The following is a 15,286-nucleotide window of genomic DNA, read 5'->3' as shown; positions in this document are numbered from 1 at the left end:
ATGCCGCACGCGCCGGGCCGCCCTCCTGAAACACAGCACGAACATGCGCCGCCGCCGATGTTCGCGCGCAACGTCGTGCATTTCGTGCGCGTGCTGCGCGGCGCAGGGTTGCCGATGTCGAGCGCGCGCGCCGTGGATGCGCTCGAAGCGCTGAGCTTCATCGACCTCACGCGCCGCGACGATGTGCGCGCCGCGCTGGCCGCCCTGCTCACCGCCGCGCCCGACGAGCGCGAGCTCTTCGACGCCGCGTTCGAGCTGTTCTGGCGCGACCCCGACTGGGAAGGCAAGCTGCGCGCGCTGCTGCTGCCGAAGGTGCAGGGCGCATTGCCGCCGCCGCGCCGCAACAACCGGCTCGCCGATGCGCTCGCCGCACGCGCGGCCTCGCGCCCGGCCCCCCAGGCACCGCCTGCTCACGAAGAGCACGAACTGCGCGCGCACGCGAGCTTCAGCGCCGAGGAGCGCCTGCGCCAGCGCGACTTCGACACGCTTTCCGCCGACGAATGGCGCGCGCTGCGCCACCTGATCCGCGCGCGGCGACTGCCGCTCGCGACCGAGCGCACGCGGCGTCTCAAGGCATCGTCGCACGGCACGCATGCCGATTTGCGCGCGAGCGCGCGCCACGCGGTGCGCGCGGGCGGCGACTGGACCGTCTGGAAATACCGCGCGTGCGTCGAGCGCCGCGTGCCGCTCGTGCTGCTGCTCGACATCTCCGGGTCGATGAGCAGCTATTCGCGCGCCGTGCTCTACTTTTGCCACGCGCTGCTGCAATCGCGCGAGCGCTTGCAGGTGTTCCTGTTCGGCACGCGTCTCACGCACGCGACGCGGGCGCTGCGCGAACGCGACCCCGATGTCGCGCTCGCCCAGCTTGCCGCGCAGGTGGCAGACTGGTCGGGCGGCACACGCATCGGCGAGACGCTCGCGCAGTTCAACCGGCGCTGGGCGCGCCGCGTGCTCGGCGGGCGCGCCACGGTGCTGATGGTCACCGACGGCCTCGATCACGATCCGGGCAGCGCGCTCGCCGAGGAAATGGCGCGCCTGCACCGCTTCGCGCATCGCGTGGTGTGGCTCAATCCGCTGCTGCGCTATCGCGGTTTCGAGCCGAAGGCACGCGGCGTGCAAGCGATGCTGCCGCATGTGGACGCGCACTATCGCGTCCACAATCTGGAGAGCCTGGAAGCGTTCGGCCGCAGCCTGCAGGACGCATCGCACGGATCAACGCACAGAGCAATACAAGGAGCGAGACAATGGAGCTGAGCGAAAGCCACACGCTGCCGGTGCCGCAGCAGCGCGCATGGGAAGCCCTCAATGACACTGCGATACTCAAGGCGTGCATTCCGGGCTGCGAAAGCATCGATGCCGATGGCGAGAACGCGTATGCTGTCGCCCTTACGGCCGCGATCGGGCCCGTAAAAGCGCGCTTCAAGGGCCGCATGCAGCTCGCCGACATCGACGCGCCGCGCAGCTACACGATCCAGTTCGAGGGTCAGGGCGGCGCGGCGGGCTTCGGCAAGGGCGACGCCCGCGTGACGCTCGAACCCGCGGGCGAGGACGCCACCACGCTCAGCTACGCCGCGAGCGCGCAGGTGGGCGGCAAGCTAGCGCAGATCGGCTCGCGTCTCGTGGACGGCGCGGCGCGCAAGATCGCCGCCGAGTTCTTCAAGCGCTTCACCGAGCAGCTTGGTGGCGGCGCTCAAGCCGATGAAGCCGCCGCGCAGGAAACATCCGAAACACAAGCCGCCAGCGACGCCGAAGGCGCGGGCAGCGACGAACCGCAAAAGAGGAAACGATCATGGACAGCGTGGATCTCGAAGTCCTGAAATCCAGCGAACGCTGGCTCGAGGAAGGCCACCGCGCCCTGCTGGTGACGGTGGTGAAGACGTGGGGCTCGTCGCCGCGTCCGGAGGGCGCGATGCTCGTCGTGCGCGACGACGGCCTCGTGGTGGGCTCGGTCTCGGGCGGCTGCATTGAAGACGATCTGATCGACCGCGTGCGTCGCGAAGGCATCGGCATCGTCAAGCCCGAGGCCGTGAAATACGGCATCACGGCGGAAGAGGCGCATCGCTTCGGGCTGCCGTGCGGCGGCACGATCCAGCTCGTGCTGGAACCGCTCACGCTGGCGTCGGGCATCGGCGCGCTGCTCGAAGCGGTGGAGCGCGGCCAGCTGGTCGCGCGCACGCTCGACATCGCCAGCGGCGAGGCGTCGCTCGGCCCCGCGAGCGCCACCGACGGCGTGGACTTCGACGGCAAGCGCCTGCTCACGATCCACGGCCCGCGCTACCGCATGCTCGTGATCGGCGCGGGGCAGCTCTCGCGCTACCTGTGCCAGATCGCGGTGGGGCTCGACTATCACGTGACGGTGTGCGACCCGCGCGAGGAGTACACCGACACGTGGGACGTGCCCGGCACCACGCTCGTGCGCACCATGCCCGACGACACCGTGCTCGACATGAAGCTAGACGAGCGCTGCGCCGTGATTGCGCTCACGCACGACCCCAAGCTCGACGACCTCGCGCTGATGGAAGCGCTCAAGACGCGCGCGTTCTACGTGGGCGCGCTAGGCTCGCGGCGCAACAACGCGGCGCGGCGCGAACGGCTCAAGGAGTTCGATCTGAGCGAGGCCGAGCTCGCGCGCCTGCACGGGCCAGTGGGCATCTACATCGGCAGCCGCACGCCGCCCGAAATCGCCGTGTCGATCCTCGCCGAAGTCACGGCGGCGAAGAATGGCGTTTCGCTGCCCACCCTGCTCCAGGTCGAAGGCGCGAAGGCCGCGCGCGAGCAGGCCGCGAGCGTCGGGTCGAGCTGCGACATTTGAATTAGAGCAATCCGAACACCAGCGCAGCCGCCACCGATCCCGCCACGAGCACCACGCCCGTGGTGCGGCGGCGGTTGAGCTCGGTCCACAGCAGCACGCCGGTCAGCGAAAGCAGGATCAGGCTGCCCGCGATGGTGTCCATGAGCAGCACCCAGCCGATGCTCATGCCCACGCCTTTGTGCAGATTGGTGAGCGTCGCGAGGACTGAGCCCTCGGTGCGCCGCACGGCGACGGTGCTGTCGCCCACCCAGTACTCCGCGGAAACGCTCTGGCGCGGCCCCATCAGCATGAGCTGCCAGGACTCGGGCTGCACGACGCTGCGCTCGCCCCACGCGACCGGATGCGCGCGCTCGCGGCGAATCTTGCCGGGCTTGCCGTCGAACCCGAGTTCGAGCTGGAGCCAGCGCGCGAGCGCCTCGGGCGTGGCGGGACGCTCGGCGGGCAGCGCGAGCTGCATCTGCGTGACCTGCGGCGCGCCCGTCGAAATGTGCATCGGCCCGGCGCGGTGGTTGAGCAAAAAGCCCGTCACACCGAACAGCAGCCCCAGCACGGCGCCCCAGAGTCCCACCCAGCCATGCACCTTGCGCAGCCACTTGATGAAGTTCGCGCGGCGCGAGCGCTTGCGCCGCTCGGCGAAATCGGCGGCGTCGAGGGGCTGGGCGGCGCGGTGCGGGGGATCGATGTGAACGCCGGCGTTGGCGTCGGCGCTCGGGATTTCGATCAGGGGCTCGTCAAGACGGGCATTCAAGACACGACTCCAGATGCGGCACGCAAATGTTGCTCGCCGCATCAATAATTGAAAATGAGAATAATTATTATTACACAGATGGAAAGCAAGACGTAAAGGCAAGGCGTGCGCAACGAGCGGCACCCGCTTGACAACGAAATTGCGTGACTTTTAAGTGAAGGTATTGCGCCGAATACCTGCGAGAGCCGTCCCCATAACCACAACGCCGCTCACGGAGCGCCGCCATGCGCCACGTCCTCGTTCTTTATCTGGCAGTCCTCGGCCCGGCCTGCGGCGCACTTGCGGCGGAGATACGCGCGTCCACGCAGACCGCTGCGGGGACCATTGCGGAGACCACCGCCGGGACCACTGCTGGGACCACTGCACAGGCCGCGGCGCCCACCACGCGCAACGCCGCCGACCAGGCGCCCTACACCAACGAGTCGGAGACGCAAACCTTCACCATCAACGCCGACGGCTCCTACACCAAGGTCGATACGCTCACGCTGCGCATCAACACCGAAGCGGGCATCGCGCGCGCGGGCCAGTACTACGTGTGGTTCAACCGCGGCATGGCGCATGTCGACGTGCTGGAGGCATGGACCGAGGACGCCCATGGCCGGCGCCACGACGTGCGGCCCGAGCAGATTCGCGACGTGCAGGAAGTGCGCTCCTTCGACGCTCCGATGTTCCAGGACGTGCAGGACAAGGTCATCGTGTTCCCCGCCGTCGAACCCGGCGCGCGCGTGCATCTCACCTGGCGCAAGACCCAGCACGTGCCGCTCGTGCCCGGATGGTTCAGCGACTTCACGCCGCCCGACATGGCGCCCACGCACAATTTCCGCGTGATCTACGACTTGCCCGCGAAGGTGCCGCTCTACGCCGACGCGCGCGGCTTCACCGTGCTCGATCCGGTCACGGCCAACGGTCGCACGCGCTACGAATACCGCTACGACAAAACGAATTTCGCGCGCCTCGAATATGGTTCGGTTTCCTACGTAAGCTACGGCGACCGGCTGATGGTCTCCACGTTCCCCGACTACGCGGCATTCGCGAAGGTGTACCGCGAGGCCGCCATCGATTCGGACGCGCGCGATGCGGACGTCGTGCGGCTGGCCCACACGCTCACGGCGCGCGACGCCACGCCGCGCGCGAAAGCCCAAACGCTCTACGACTGGGTCCGCCGCAATATCCGCTACGTGGCGGTCAATGTCGGGCGCGGCGAGATCGTACCGCATCGCGTGACCGAGGTGCTCGCGAACCGCTACGGGGACTGCAAGGACCACGTAGCGCTCTATGGCGCGCTGCTCGACGCGGTGGGCGTGCGCAACGTGCCCGCGCTGCTGAACAGCGGCACGATCTACACGCTGCCTTCGGTGCCAGGCTTTGGTGTGATCAATCACGTCATCACATGGCTGCCCGACCTGGAGCTTTTCGCGGACTCCACGGCGAATAACGTCGAGTTCGGCTATCTGCCTTCGACGGACATGAATCGCGAGACCGTGCTCGCCGGCGACGGCACGCTCATGCGCACGCCGGCCACCGAACTGACCGCGCGCGACAGCGATCTCGACATCACCGTCGCGCCCGATGGCTCGGCGCGCTTCGTCTATCGTCTGGAATCCAGAGGCTGGGCCGCGGAGCAGACGCGCAGCGTGCTGCGCCTGCAAACGCCCGCGCAGCGCGAGGAATCGCTGCAATGGGAGCTGCACAACGCGAACCTGCGCGGCAGCGCCCTGCTCGCGTCGAGCCCGCTCGACGCCACTTCAGGGCCGCTCGTGGTGACGCTCACGGGAACGCTGGACAGTTTCGTCGATCCGCTGATGACCACGCCCGTGCCCACGCTCACGAGCCTCGTGGGCGGCATCGACGCGAATCTGCGCTACTGGCTCGGCGAGACGCGCCGCACACAGCCGTTCGTGTGCCGCAACGTGGCCGTGACCGAACGCACCCGCATCGAATTGCCGCCGGGGCTGCGTGTGCTCGACATGCCCTCGCCGCAGCAAGCCGCCACGACGCTGATCGACTACAGCTCGCAATACACGCTCGACACCCACGCCAACGTGCTGCGCGTGATGCGCACGGCCCGCACGCATTTTCCGGGCGACGTGTGCAGTCCCGACGATTTCGCGCAGATGCGCCCCACCTTCGAAACGATGGCACGCGACCTGCGCGCCCCGCTGATCGTCAAGCCCGCTGCGGCGAAACCGGCGGCGGGCGCCATGGAGCTCGAGGAGCCGCAAGCCTCGGTGCCACGCATGTAGCGTTTGCAGCTCAAACGGATTATCGGACGGCCATCAAACCGGCCAGAGCGGCCCTTCCTGCATCGCGCCGATCTGCTCGCGCAATTCGAGAATGCGCTCTTCCCAGTAGCGCTGCGTGTTGAACCACGGGAAAGCCGCGGGAAAGGCGGGATCGCTCCAGCGCCGCGCGAGCCAGGCCGAGTAGTGAATGAGCCGCAACGTGCGCAGCGCCTCAGTCAAATGCAGTTCGCGCTGATCGAATTCGCAGAAGTCTTCATAGCCGGCAAGCAGATCGGCAAGTGCGCGCGAGGCGTCCGCGCGATCGCCGGGCAGCAGCAGCCACAAATCCTGGATAGCGGGACCCATGCGGCTATCGTCGAAGTCGACGAAATGCGGCCCCGCATCGGTCCAGAGCACGTTGCTCGGATGGCAGTCGCCATGCAGACGCAGCTTGCGCACGTCGCCGGCGCGCTCGAACGCGGCCTCCACGCCTTGCAGCGCGAGCGCGACGACGGCTTCCCACGCTTCGCGCACGTCGGCAGGCACGAAGCCATGTTCGAGCAGGTACGCGCGCGGCTCGTAGCCATAGCTCTCGATATCGATCGACGGGCGCGACTGATACGGCTGAGTGGCGCCCACCGCGTGAATGCGCCCGATGAAGCGCCCGATCCATTCGAGCGTCTCGCTGCGGTCGAGGTCGGGCGCGCGGCCGCCGCGCCGCTCGAACAGTGCGAAGCGATAACCCTCGTGCTCGTGCAGCGTGCGGCCCTCGAGCACGAGTGCGGGCACGGCGGGAATCTCGCGCGAAGCCAGCTCGGCCACGAACGCGTGCTCTTCGAGAATGGCTTCGTTGCTCCAGCGCTCGGGACGATAGAACTTCGCGACGAGCGGCGCTTCGTCCTCCACGCCGATCTGGTAGACGCGGTTCTCGTAGCTGTTGAGCGCGAGCATGCGGCCGTCGGTGCGGCGGCCGGCGGGCATCAGGACGCCGTCGACGGCGTCGAGTACGCACTCGGGTGTGAGGCGGGCGTAAGGTGCGGCCGAACCCGCTTCCGGAGGCTCGCCCGATGCAAATGTAGTGGAATCGTTCATCTGCACATTGTGCATCGTGCGCGCCGCGGCGGCGAGGTCAGGTCAAATTCGGCGCAATTTCAGGCTGAATTCAGGGCGCGCTCAATGCAGGTTCGCGCCGGCGGGCATGACGTGCTCGCCCGTGTCTATCAGGTCCACCAGAAAAAAGGGTTCGGTGTTGAGCTGCTTCGACGCGCCAGGCTCCCCCACGTACCAGGTAACCATGGCCATGTCGCCGAGAATGCGCATCACGATACCGCGCGCGCCATGAGGCACTGCGATATGCACGGTGCGGACGATAGAACCGACTTGCATGATGTTTCCCCGTTCCCATTCCATTGCCAGCCTCCCCGCAAGAAAGGCCAGTCAGTGTGCTGACAAAAACTGGTGCGTATTCGAAGTTGCGCACACATCCAACCTGCTCCGGCGAGCCACTGAAGCGCTTAAGCCCCGACCGGTTTACGCATTTTTGCCTCATTTTGGCAACTTGCGCAAAGCAAAAATAGAGGGGCGGCTCGCGCCCCCATTCGACTTACGAAATCCCGACTGTAACAGATGGTAATCGCCGCCCGGCGCGCTTGTGGAGCATCGGCTGCAAAAGTACTCTGACTATTACGGGCAGGCGTTATAGTCCTGCCAAAAGGTACAACCAAGTACAAACGGATAAAAACGGAGACAAACGGCGTGTGTTCGATGCACATCCCGCCGCCCCAAATAGCCACATGAGCAGCAACGCGCCCCACGCGTTCGCTCGCCGCCGGATCCGGTAACAGCATGACAACCGCGCGAGCACCGCGCGATAGCTGCGTGCTGATATCGGCCATAACACCGCCACCCGCGAAGGAAGCTGCCGTTTCATGTGGATCGTCAGGCTCGCACTCAAGCGCCCCTACACGTTCATCGTGCTGGCGCTCCTGCTCCTGATCGTCGGCCCGCTGACGATCCTGCGCACGCCCACGGACATCTTCCCGAACATCGACATTCCCGTGCTCTCGGTCATCTGGACCTACACGGGCCTGCCCGCCGACGAGATGTCCAAGCGCATCGCGATCAACTACGAGCGCGGGCTCTCGGTGGCCGTCAACGACATCGAGCACACCGAATCCACCTCGCTCAACGGCGTGACGGTCGTGAAGATCTTCTTCCAGCCGCACGCCAACGTGCAGGAGGCGCTGGCCGAAGTCACCGCGCTTTCGCAGGCGCAATTGCGCTCGCTGCCGCCGGGCATCAACCCGCCGTTCATCCTGCGCTACAACGCTTCGACCGTACCGATCCTGCGCCTGTCGCTCTCATCGCCGCTGCTCACCGAGCAGGAGCTGTTCGACTACGGCAATAACTTCCTCAAAACGCAGCTCGCCACGGTGCCGGGCGCCTCCGCGCCGCTGCCCTATGGCGGCAAGCAACGTCAGATCATGGTCGATATCGACCAGCGCGCGCTGCAGCAGCACAACCTCTCGCCGATGGACGTAGTGAATGCCATCAGCGCGCAGAATCTCATCCTGCCCTCGGGCACGGCGAAGATCGGCGCGTCCGAATATTCGGTGCTGATGAACGCGAGCCCCAACACCATAGCGGGCCTGAACGACATCCCCGTGAAAACCACGGCGGCGGGCACGATCTATATTCGCGACATCGCGCACGTGCGCGACGGCTTCGTGCCGCAAACCAACATCGTGCGCGTGAACGGCCAGCGCGCGTCGCTGCTCACCATCAACAAGAGCGGCAACACGTCCACGCTCGAAATCGTCGACCGCATCAAGGCAATGATGCCGGCGCTGCACAATATCGTGCCGTCCTCGTTCAACATCGACCCGGTCGCCGACCAGTCGCTGTTCGTGCGCGCCGCCGTGCAGGGCGTGCTGCGCGAGGCGCTCATCGCCGCCGCGCTCACCGCGCTCATGATCCTGCTGTTTCTCGGCAACTGGCGCGCGACGCTCATCATCGCGATTTCCATTCCGCTGTCGATGATCACCTCGATCATCGCGCTCGCCGCGCTCGGCGAGACCATCAACATCATGACGCTCGGCGGCCTCGCGCTCGCCGTCGGCATACTAGTTGATGACGCAACCGTCGCCATCGAGAACATCAGCCAGCAACTCGAGCAGGGCAAGACGCTCGAACAGGCGATTCTCGACGGCGCGCAGCAGATCGCGGTGCCCACGCTCGTCTCCACGCTCTCGATCTGCATCGTGTTCGTGCCGATGTTCCTGCTCACGGGCGTCGCGCATTACCTCTTCATTCCGCTCGCAGAAGCCGTGGTGTTCGCGATGCTCGCGTCGTACTTCTTCTCGCGCACGCTCGTGCCCACACTCGCGAAGTATCTGCTGCGCTATCACCACAAGCCCGCCGATCTCCATCACATCCATGCGGGCACGCGCAATCCGTTCATGCGCCTGCATCTCGCGTTCGAGCGCGGCTTCGAGCGCACGCGCGTGCGCTATCGCGCGTTTCTCGCGGCGCGCGTCGCGCATCCCGTGTGGTTCGTGACGGCGTTTCTCGCGTGCTGCGGCCTCTCGCTGCTGTTGCTGCCGTTTCTCGGCCGCGACTTCTTTCCGCAAGTGGATGCGGGCACGATCGCGCTGCACCTGCGCGCCAAGACCGGCACGCGCGTGGAAGAAACCACCGTTATCACCGACCGCATCGACAAGCGCATCCGCGAGCTGATTCCCGCGCGCGAGCTGCATTCGATCATCGACAACATCGGCCTGCCGGTCTCGGGCATCAATCTCTCGTACAGCAACACCGGCACGATCGGCACCTCGGACGCCGACGTGCTGATCTCGCTCGCCGAGAACCACCATCCGACGGCGGATTACGTGCGCCTGTTGCGGCGCACGCTCAACGACGAATTCCCGGGCGTCCAGTTCGCCTTCCTGCCCGCCGACATCGTGAGCCAGACGCTGAACTTCGGCATGCCCGCGCCCATCGACGTGCAGATCACGGGCCGCGACGTGGACGCCAACCGCGCGTACGCGGCGCGCCTGCTCGCGAAATTGCGCAGCGTGCCGGGTCTGGCCGACGCGCGCATCCAGCAGCCCGCCGACTTGCCGCGCATCTTCATCGACGTGGACCGCACGCGCGCGCAGCAGGCGGGCTTCACGCAGAAGGACGTGGCGAGCGATCTGCTCATCACGCTCTCGGGCAGCCAGCAGACCACGCCCACGTTCTGGCTCAATCCGATGAACGGCGTGAGCTACAACGTCATCACCGAAGCGCCGCAATACACGATCGATTCGCTGCAGTCTCTCGCGAACATTCCGCTCACCGCGAACGGGCGCAGCAACATTCTCGGCTCGCTCGCGAGCATGCGGCGCGTGTCCGGCGACGCGGTCGTCACGCACTACAACGCGCAAACCACGATCGACATCTACGCAAGCGCGGACAGCCGCGATCTGGGCGCGGTCTCCGACGACGTCCAGAAAATCATCGCCGAATCAGGCAAAACGCATGCCGACTTGCCCAAGGGATCGACGCTCAGCTTGCGCGGCCAGGTCGACACCATGAACAATTCGTTCTCCGGATTGTTGGGCGGCCTCGTGTTCGCCATCGTGCTCGTCTACCTGCTGATCGTCGTGAACTTCCAGTCGTGGCTCGATCCGCTCATCATCGTCTCGGCGCTACCCGGCGCGCTCGCGGGCATTGTCTGGATACTGTTCCTCACGCACACCACGGTTTCCATTCCCGCGCTCACGGGCGCCATCATGTGCATCGGCATCGCCACGGCGAACTCGATTCTCGTGATCAGCTTCGCGCGCGAGCAGTTGCGCGAACACGGCGACGCCGCGCGCGCAGCCATCGAAGCGGGCTTCACGCGCTTTCGCCCGGTGCTGATGACGGCGCTCGCCATGGTGATCGGCATGGTGCCGATGGCCATTGGCCTCGGCGAAGGCGGCGAGCAGAACGCGCCGCTCGGGCGCGCCGTGATCGGCGGGCTCACGGTGGGCACGCTCGCGACGCTCATCTTCGTGCCCGTGGTGTTCTCGCTCGTGTACCGCAAGCTCGGCGAGCGCCGCCAGCGCGCCATCGAAAACGTAGTGCCCAAATCATGACGACGATTCTCCTTTCTCCTTCGACGCGGAGCCATCATGCAGCCCGGCCACGCTGACACGCCGCCGCAGGATCCGCATGGCCCGCACGGTCCACGCAGGGCGCGGCGCTGGCCGCTCCTGCTCGCGGCGCTCGTGGTGATCGCGCTGGCCGCGCAGGGCATCTGGTCGCGTTTGAACGCGCACGCGGCGCTCGAACGCGAAGCGCAGCGCGCGAGCACGCTCTCCGTGCAGGTGGTCACGCCGCAACGCTCCGCGCATGCGCTCGACCTCGTGCTGCCCGGCAACGTGCAGGCGTTTCTCGACACGCCCATCTATGCGCGCACCAATGGCTATCTGCGCAAGTGGTATGCGGATATCGGCGCGCATGTGAAGGCGGGCCAGTTGCTCGCCGAAATCGACGCGCCCGAAGTCGACGACCAGTTGCGCGCGGCGCGCGCCGATCTCGCGAACGCCGAGGCGAACTATGCGCTCGCGAAATCGACCGCCGACCGCTGGGCACAGATGCTCCAGACCCGTTCGGTGGCGAAGCAGGACGCCGACGAGAAGCAGGCCGACATGCTCGCGAAAAAGGCGACGCTCGACGCGGCGCGCTACAACGTCTCGCGGCTCTCGCAGTTGCAGTCGTACGAGAAGGTGAACGCGCCGTTCGACGGCATCGTCACGGCGCGCAATACCGACGTGGGCGCGCTGATCGACGCGGGCAGTTCGGGCGGTGCGCAAAAGGAGCTGTTTCACGTCGCTCAGGCCGACCGCCTGCGCGTCTACGCGAACGTGCCGCAAGCCTGGGCGCAGCAGATCCGGCCCGGCGAGCACGCGTATCTCACGCTGAACGAGACGCAAGGCAAGCGCTACCCGGGCGTGGTCGCGCGCACGGCGGGCGCGGTCGACCCGCAGCAGCGCACGCTGCTCGTGGAAGTCGATGTCGACAATCCCAACGGCGACCTGCTGCCCGGCGCCTATGCGCAAGTGCATTTCGCGCTCGACGGCAGCGCCACGCCGCTCACGCTGCCCGGCAACGCGTTCCTGTTCCGGCCCGATGGCGTGAAAGTCGCGACGGTGGGCGAGAACGGCCGCGTGAAGCTCGTCGATGTCACGCTCGGCACCGACTTCGGCACGCGCGTCGCGGTGGTCGCGGGGCTCAACGGCAATGAGCGCGTGATCGTGAATCCGCAGGATTCGATCGTCGACGGGACGCCGGTGCGCATCGTCGGCAAGGCGGCGTCGTGAGGCTCATCGGCTCAAAGGCGGCTGTGCCGCGCACCGTCGCCTCCAACGCTTTCGCGCGGTGCGGCCCGTTGCGCTGCGCGATGCTCGGCGTTGCGCTCAGCGCCGCGCTCGCGGGCTGCAAGGTCGGCCCCGACTATGTGCGCCCGCAGATCGGCGTCGCCGCCACCTACAAGGAACTCGAAGGCACCGGCTGGACGAGCGCGCAACCCGCCGACACGGCGCCGCGCGGCGCCTGGTGGTCGATCTACGGCGACGCGCAACTGGACGCGCTCGAAGCGCAGGTCGAGCAGGCGAACCAGAACGTGCAGGCCGCGCAAGCGCACTTTCGCGCCGCGCGCGCGAACGTCGCCCAGCAGCGCTCGGCTTTTTTCCCGACTGTGACGGCGGGCGTGGGCTTCACGCGCACGCGGACCTCGCAGAACATCGAGTTCAAGTCGACGGCGGGCCGCACGATCAACGACTATCTCGTGGGCCTCGACGCCACCTGGGAGCCCGACGTCTGGGGCCGCGTCGCGCGCGGCGTGGAAAGCGCGCAGGCCAACGCGCAGGCGAGCGCCGCCGACATGCAGGCGGTGCTGCTCTCGATGCAGGCCGAGCTTGCGACCGACTACTTCGAGCTGCGCGGCCTCGACCGCGAACGCCAGCTGCTCGAAGACACGCTCGCCGCCTACCGCGAGTCGCTCGCGCTCACGCAGCACCGCTACGACGGCGGCATTGCCACCGACGCCGATGTGGGCCAGGCGCAGACGCAATTGCAGACCACCGAGGCGCAGGCGATCGATCTGGGCGTGCAGCGCGCGCAGCTCGAACACGCCATTGCGATTCTCACGGGGCAGTCGCCCTCCACCTTCGCGCTGCCCGTGCTGCCCGGCGCGCCGCTCACCGCGCAGGCGCTCGTCGCGCCGCCTGGTGTGCCGTCGACGCTGCTGGAGCGCCGTCCCGACATCGCCGCCGCCGAGCGCCGCGTGGCCGCCGCCAATGCTCAGGTGGGCGTGGCGCAGGCAGCGTTCTTCCCGAGCCTGATGCTCGCGGTCACGGGCGGGCTGGAGGCGACCAACTATAGCCAGTGGCTCGTCGCGCCCGCGCGCTTCTGGTCGCTCGGCCCGGCGCTCGCCGGCACGCTGCTCGACTTCGGCGGCCGCGCCGCCGTGCGCGACGCGGCGCGCGCGCAATACGACGAGAACGTCGCGCAGTATCGCGAGACCGTGCTCGATGCATTCGGCCAGGTCGAGGACAACCTCGCGGCCCTGCGCGTGCTCGAACAGGAGGCCGTCGCGCAGGACCGCGCGGTGCACGCAGCGAAGCGCACGCTCGCGATCGTCGAGAACCGCTACAAGAGCGGTGCGATCACTTATCTCGACGTGGTGGCCGCGCAAACCACGGCGCTCACCAACGAGCGCCAGGCCGTGAACATCGCGCGCCGGCGTCTCGCGGCAAGCGTCGCACTCGTGAAGGCGTTGGGCGGCGGCTGGAGCACGGCGGCGCTGCCCACCGACGACGCGCTCGCGCATCCGCGCGACGCCGCGAACGGCGGTACGCCGCCATAAAGCGGCGCGGCAGGCCTGCGGGCCTGCAATCGGGCAAGGCATGGATCGTGCGGAAGGCGTATCGTTGCGCCTTTGCCCGCGTTTGCCAATTTGCACGAGGAGTTCGAGTCGTGACTGCATCATCGGGCGCCGGGCGCAACACCATCGCGCCCGGCGCCGCGCCATCCACCATTCCCTATATCGAACGCGGCACGCCCGCGTTCTGGCGCGCGAGCCTCGCACTGCTGTTCGCGGGCTACGCCACGTTTTCGCTGCTCTATTGCGTGCAGCCGCTGCTGCCCGCGTTCTCGCAGGCGTTCGGCGTGAGCCCCGCGCAGAGCAGCCTCGCGCTCTCGTTCACCACGGCGGCGCTCGCCTGCGCGATCTTCGTGGCGGGTTTCGTCTCCGAAGGCTGGAGCCGGCGCGGCATGATGACCGCGTCGCTCACCGTCTCCTCCCTGCTCACGCTCGCGGTGGCGTTCGTGCCCCACTGGCAGACGCTGCTCCTGCTGCGCACGCTAGAGGGCATCGCGCTCGGCGGCGTGCCCGCGGTCGCCATGGCGTGGCTCGCCGAAGAGATGCACCCCGACGGCCTCGGCCTCTCGATGGGCCTCTACGTGGGCGGCACGGCCATCGGCGGAATGGCGGGGCGCGTGATCACCGGCATCTGCACCGACCTGTTCGGCTGGCGCGTGGCCGTGGCCGTAATCGGCGTGCTCGGGCTCGCCTCGATGTTCGCGTTTCGTGCGCTGCTGCCGCCCTCGCGCCATTTCGCGCCGAGAAGCGGCCTCGGCTTCGCCCATCACCGCGCGGCGCTCATGCGTCATTTCGCGCGGCCCGGCCTGCCCATGCTGTTCGCGCTGGGCTTCGTGCTGATGGGCAGCTTCGTCACGCTCTACAACTACATCGGCTACCGGCTGATCGCGCCGCCCTACAACATGAGCCAGGCCGCCATCGGCGCGATCTTCGTCGTTTATCTGACCGGCGTGGTGGCCTCGCCATGGTCGGGCCGCATGGCCGACAAGTTCGGCCGCTCGCCCGTGCTGATCGCCGCGATCGTGCTGATGCTCGCGGGCGTCGTGCTCACGATGTTCGCGCCGCTCGGCATGATCGTGGCCGGCATCTGCTGCCTCACCATCGGTTTCTTCGCGGGGCATGCGGTGGCCAGCGGCTGGGTCGGCCGCCTCGCGCGCGAAGCGAAGGGCCAGGCCGCGGCGCTCTACCTGCTCGCGTATTACCTCGGCTCCAGCATCATGGGGTCAATCGGCGGACACTTCTGGGCCAGTCTGGGCTGGGGCGGCGTGGCGGGGCTCGTCGTGGCGCTGCTCGTCGCGGGGCTGGCCGGAGCGTGGCGGCTACGTGAACGGGAGCGCGCCGGAGCGGCCTGATGCTGGAGACGGGCCATGCGTTTGAGTCTCCACACCATCAAACGAAAGCTAAACGTAATATTCGCCGGCAACCCGTGTTTTGCGCGCTGCATTGCGCGCACTGCCGCAAAGCGCCGCCAGACGGGACCGCGGACCGCACAGCCTGCGCGGCGGCTGGGCATGGATTCCGCCCTCTTCGCTAGCCTCTCCTATACTCGATTGAGGCCCGCAGCCTCAGTGGCGCACAGTGCCCGATCACTGCGA

11 protein-coding genes are annotated in these 15,286 nt (G+C 67.4%); 8 read left to right on the top strand and 3 right to left on the bottom strand.

The genetic code is table 11. The annotated features are described in order from the left end of the window. The 3 genes from NH14_RS08445 to NH14_RS08435 are packed head-to-tail and all read left to right on the top strand — an operon-like array spanning nt 1 to nt 2,812. Nucleotides 1–1,254: a vWA domain-containing protein gene (locus NH14_RS08445; protein WP_052147895.1), complete on the top strand. Its 1,254-nt coding sequence runs from the start codon at nt 1–3 to the stop codon at nt 1,252–1,254. Next, nucleotides 1,245–1,817: an SRPBCC family protein gene (locus NH14_RS08440; RefSeq protein ID WP_035523467.1), complete on the top strand. Its 573-nt coding sequence runs from the start codon at nt 1,245–1,247 to the stop codon at nt 1,815–1,817. The genes NH14_RS08445 and NH14_RS08440 overlap by 10 nt, the downstream gene beginning before the upstream one ends. After that, nucleotides 1,790–2,812, top strand: coding sequence for an XdhC family protein (locus NH14_RS08435; RefSeq protein WP_035523466.1), 1,023 nt, complete (start codon nt 1,790–1,792; stop codon nt 2,810–2,812). Before NH14_RS08440 ends, NH14_RS08435 begins: the two co-directional genes overlap by 28 nt. 1 nt (nt 2,813) lies before the next feature. Here NH14_RS08435 and NH14_RS08430 read toward each other — a convergent pair whose 3' ends face one another. Beyond that, complete coding sequence (locus NH14_RS08430) at nt 2,814–3,536, bottom strand: PepSY-associated TM helix domain-containing protein (protein ID WP_237179596.1); 723 nt, start codon at nt 3,534–3,536, stop codon at nt 2,814–2,816. A 248-nt stretch (nt 3,537–3,784) separates the two neighbouring features. Here NH14_RS08430 and NH14_RS08425 point away from each other — a divergent pair, with 248 nt between their 5' ends. Continuing rightward, nucleotides 3,785–5,803: a DUF3857 domain-containing transglutaminase family protein gene (locus NH14_RS08425; protein ID WP_084225172.1), complete on the top strand. Its 2,019-nt coding sequence runs from the start codon at nt 3,785–3,787 to the stop codon at nt 5,801–5,803. Between the two features lie 33 nt (nt 5,804–5,836). Here the strand turns inward: NH14_RS08425 and NH14_RS08420 are convergent, their stop codons facing one another. Together NH14_RS08420 and NH14_RS08415 are read right to left on the bottom strand one after the other, a co-directional pair. Then, nucleotides 5,837–6,874: a serine/threonine protein kinase gene (locus tag NH14_RS08420; protein ID WP_035523965.1), complete on the bottom strand. Its 1,038-nt coding sequence runs from the start codon at nt 6,872–6,874 to the stop codon at nt 5,837–5,839. An 81-nt stretch (nt 6,875–6,955) separates the two neighbouring features. After that, nucleotides 6,956–7,168 (bottom strand): hypothetical protein, encoded by a 213-nt coding sequence (locus NH14_RS08415; protein ID WP_035523464.1) that lies wholly within the window; start codon nt 7,166–7,168, stop codon nt 6,956–6,958. 542 nt (nt 7,169–7,710) lie between these two features. Here NH14_RS08415 and NH14_RS08410 point away from each other — a divergent pair. The 4 genes from NH14_RS08410 (at nt 7,711) to NH14_RS08395 (ending at nt 15,043) form a co-directional block, all read left to right on the top strand. Beyond that, complete coding sequence (locus NH14_RS08410) at nt 7,711–10,902, top strand: efflux RND transporter permease subunit (protein ID WP_035523462.1); 3,192 nt, start codon at nt 7,711–7,713, stop codon at nt 10,900–10,902. A 36-nt stretch (nt 10,903–10,938) separates the two neighbouring features. Then, nucleotides 10,939–12,129, top strand: a complete 1,191-nt coding sequence (locus tag NH14_RS08405) for an efflux RND transporter periplasmic adaptor subunit (RefSeq protein WP_035523459.1) — start codon at nt 10,939–10,941, stop codon at nt 12,127–12,129. A gap of 80 nt (nt 12,130–12,209) precedes the next feature. Continuing rightward, a complete protein-coding gene (locus NH14_RS08400) occupies nt 12,210–13,676 on the top strand; it encodes an efflux transporter outer membrane subunit (protein WP_084225222.1) in 1,467 nt (488 codons plus the stop codon). A 110-nt stretch (nt 13,677–13,786) separates the two neighbouring features. Then, nucleotides 13,787–15,043 (top strand): MFS transporter, encoded by a 1,257-nt coding sequence (locus NH14_RS08395; protein ID WP_035523453.1) that lies wholly within the window; start codon nt 13,787–13,789, stop codon nt 15,041–15,043. Nucleotides 15,044–15,286 lie beyond the last annotated feature (243 nt).

The sequence above is a fragment of the Paraburkholderia sacchari genome, from assembly GCF_000785435.2.
Taxonomy (GTDB): Bacteria; Pseudomonadota; Gammaproteobacteria; order Burkholderiales; family Burkholderiaceae; genus Paraburkholderia; species Paraburkholderia sacchari.
Note: the sequence above shows the minus strand (reverse complement) of the source record. Positions and strands in the feature narration are given on the sequence as shown.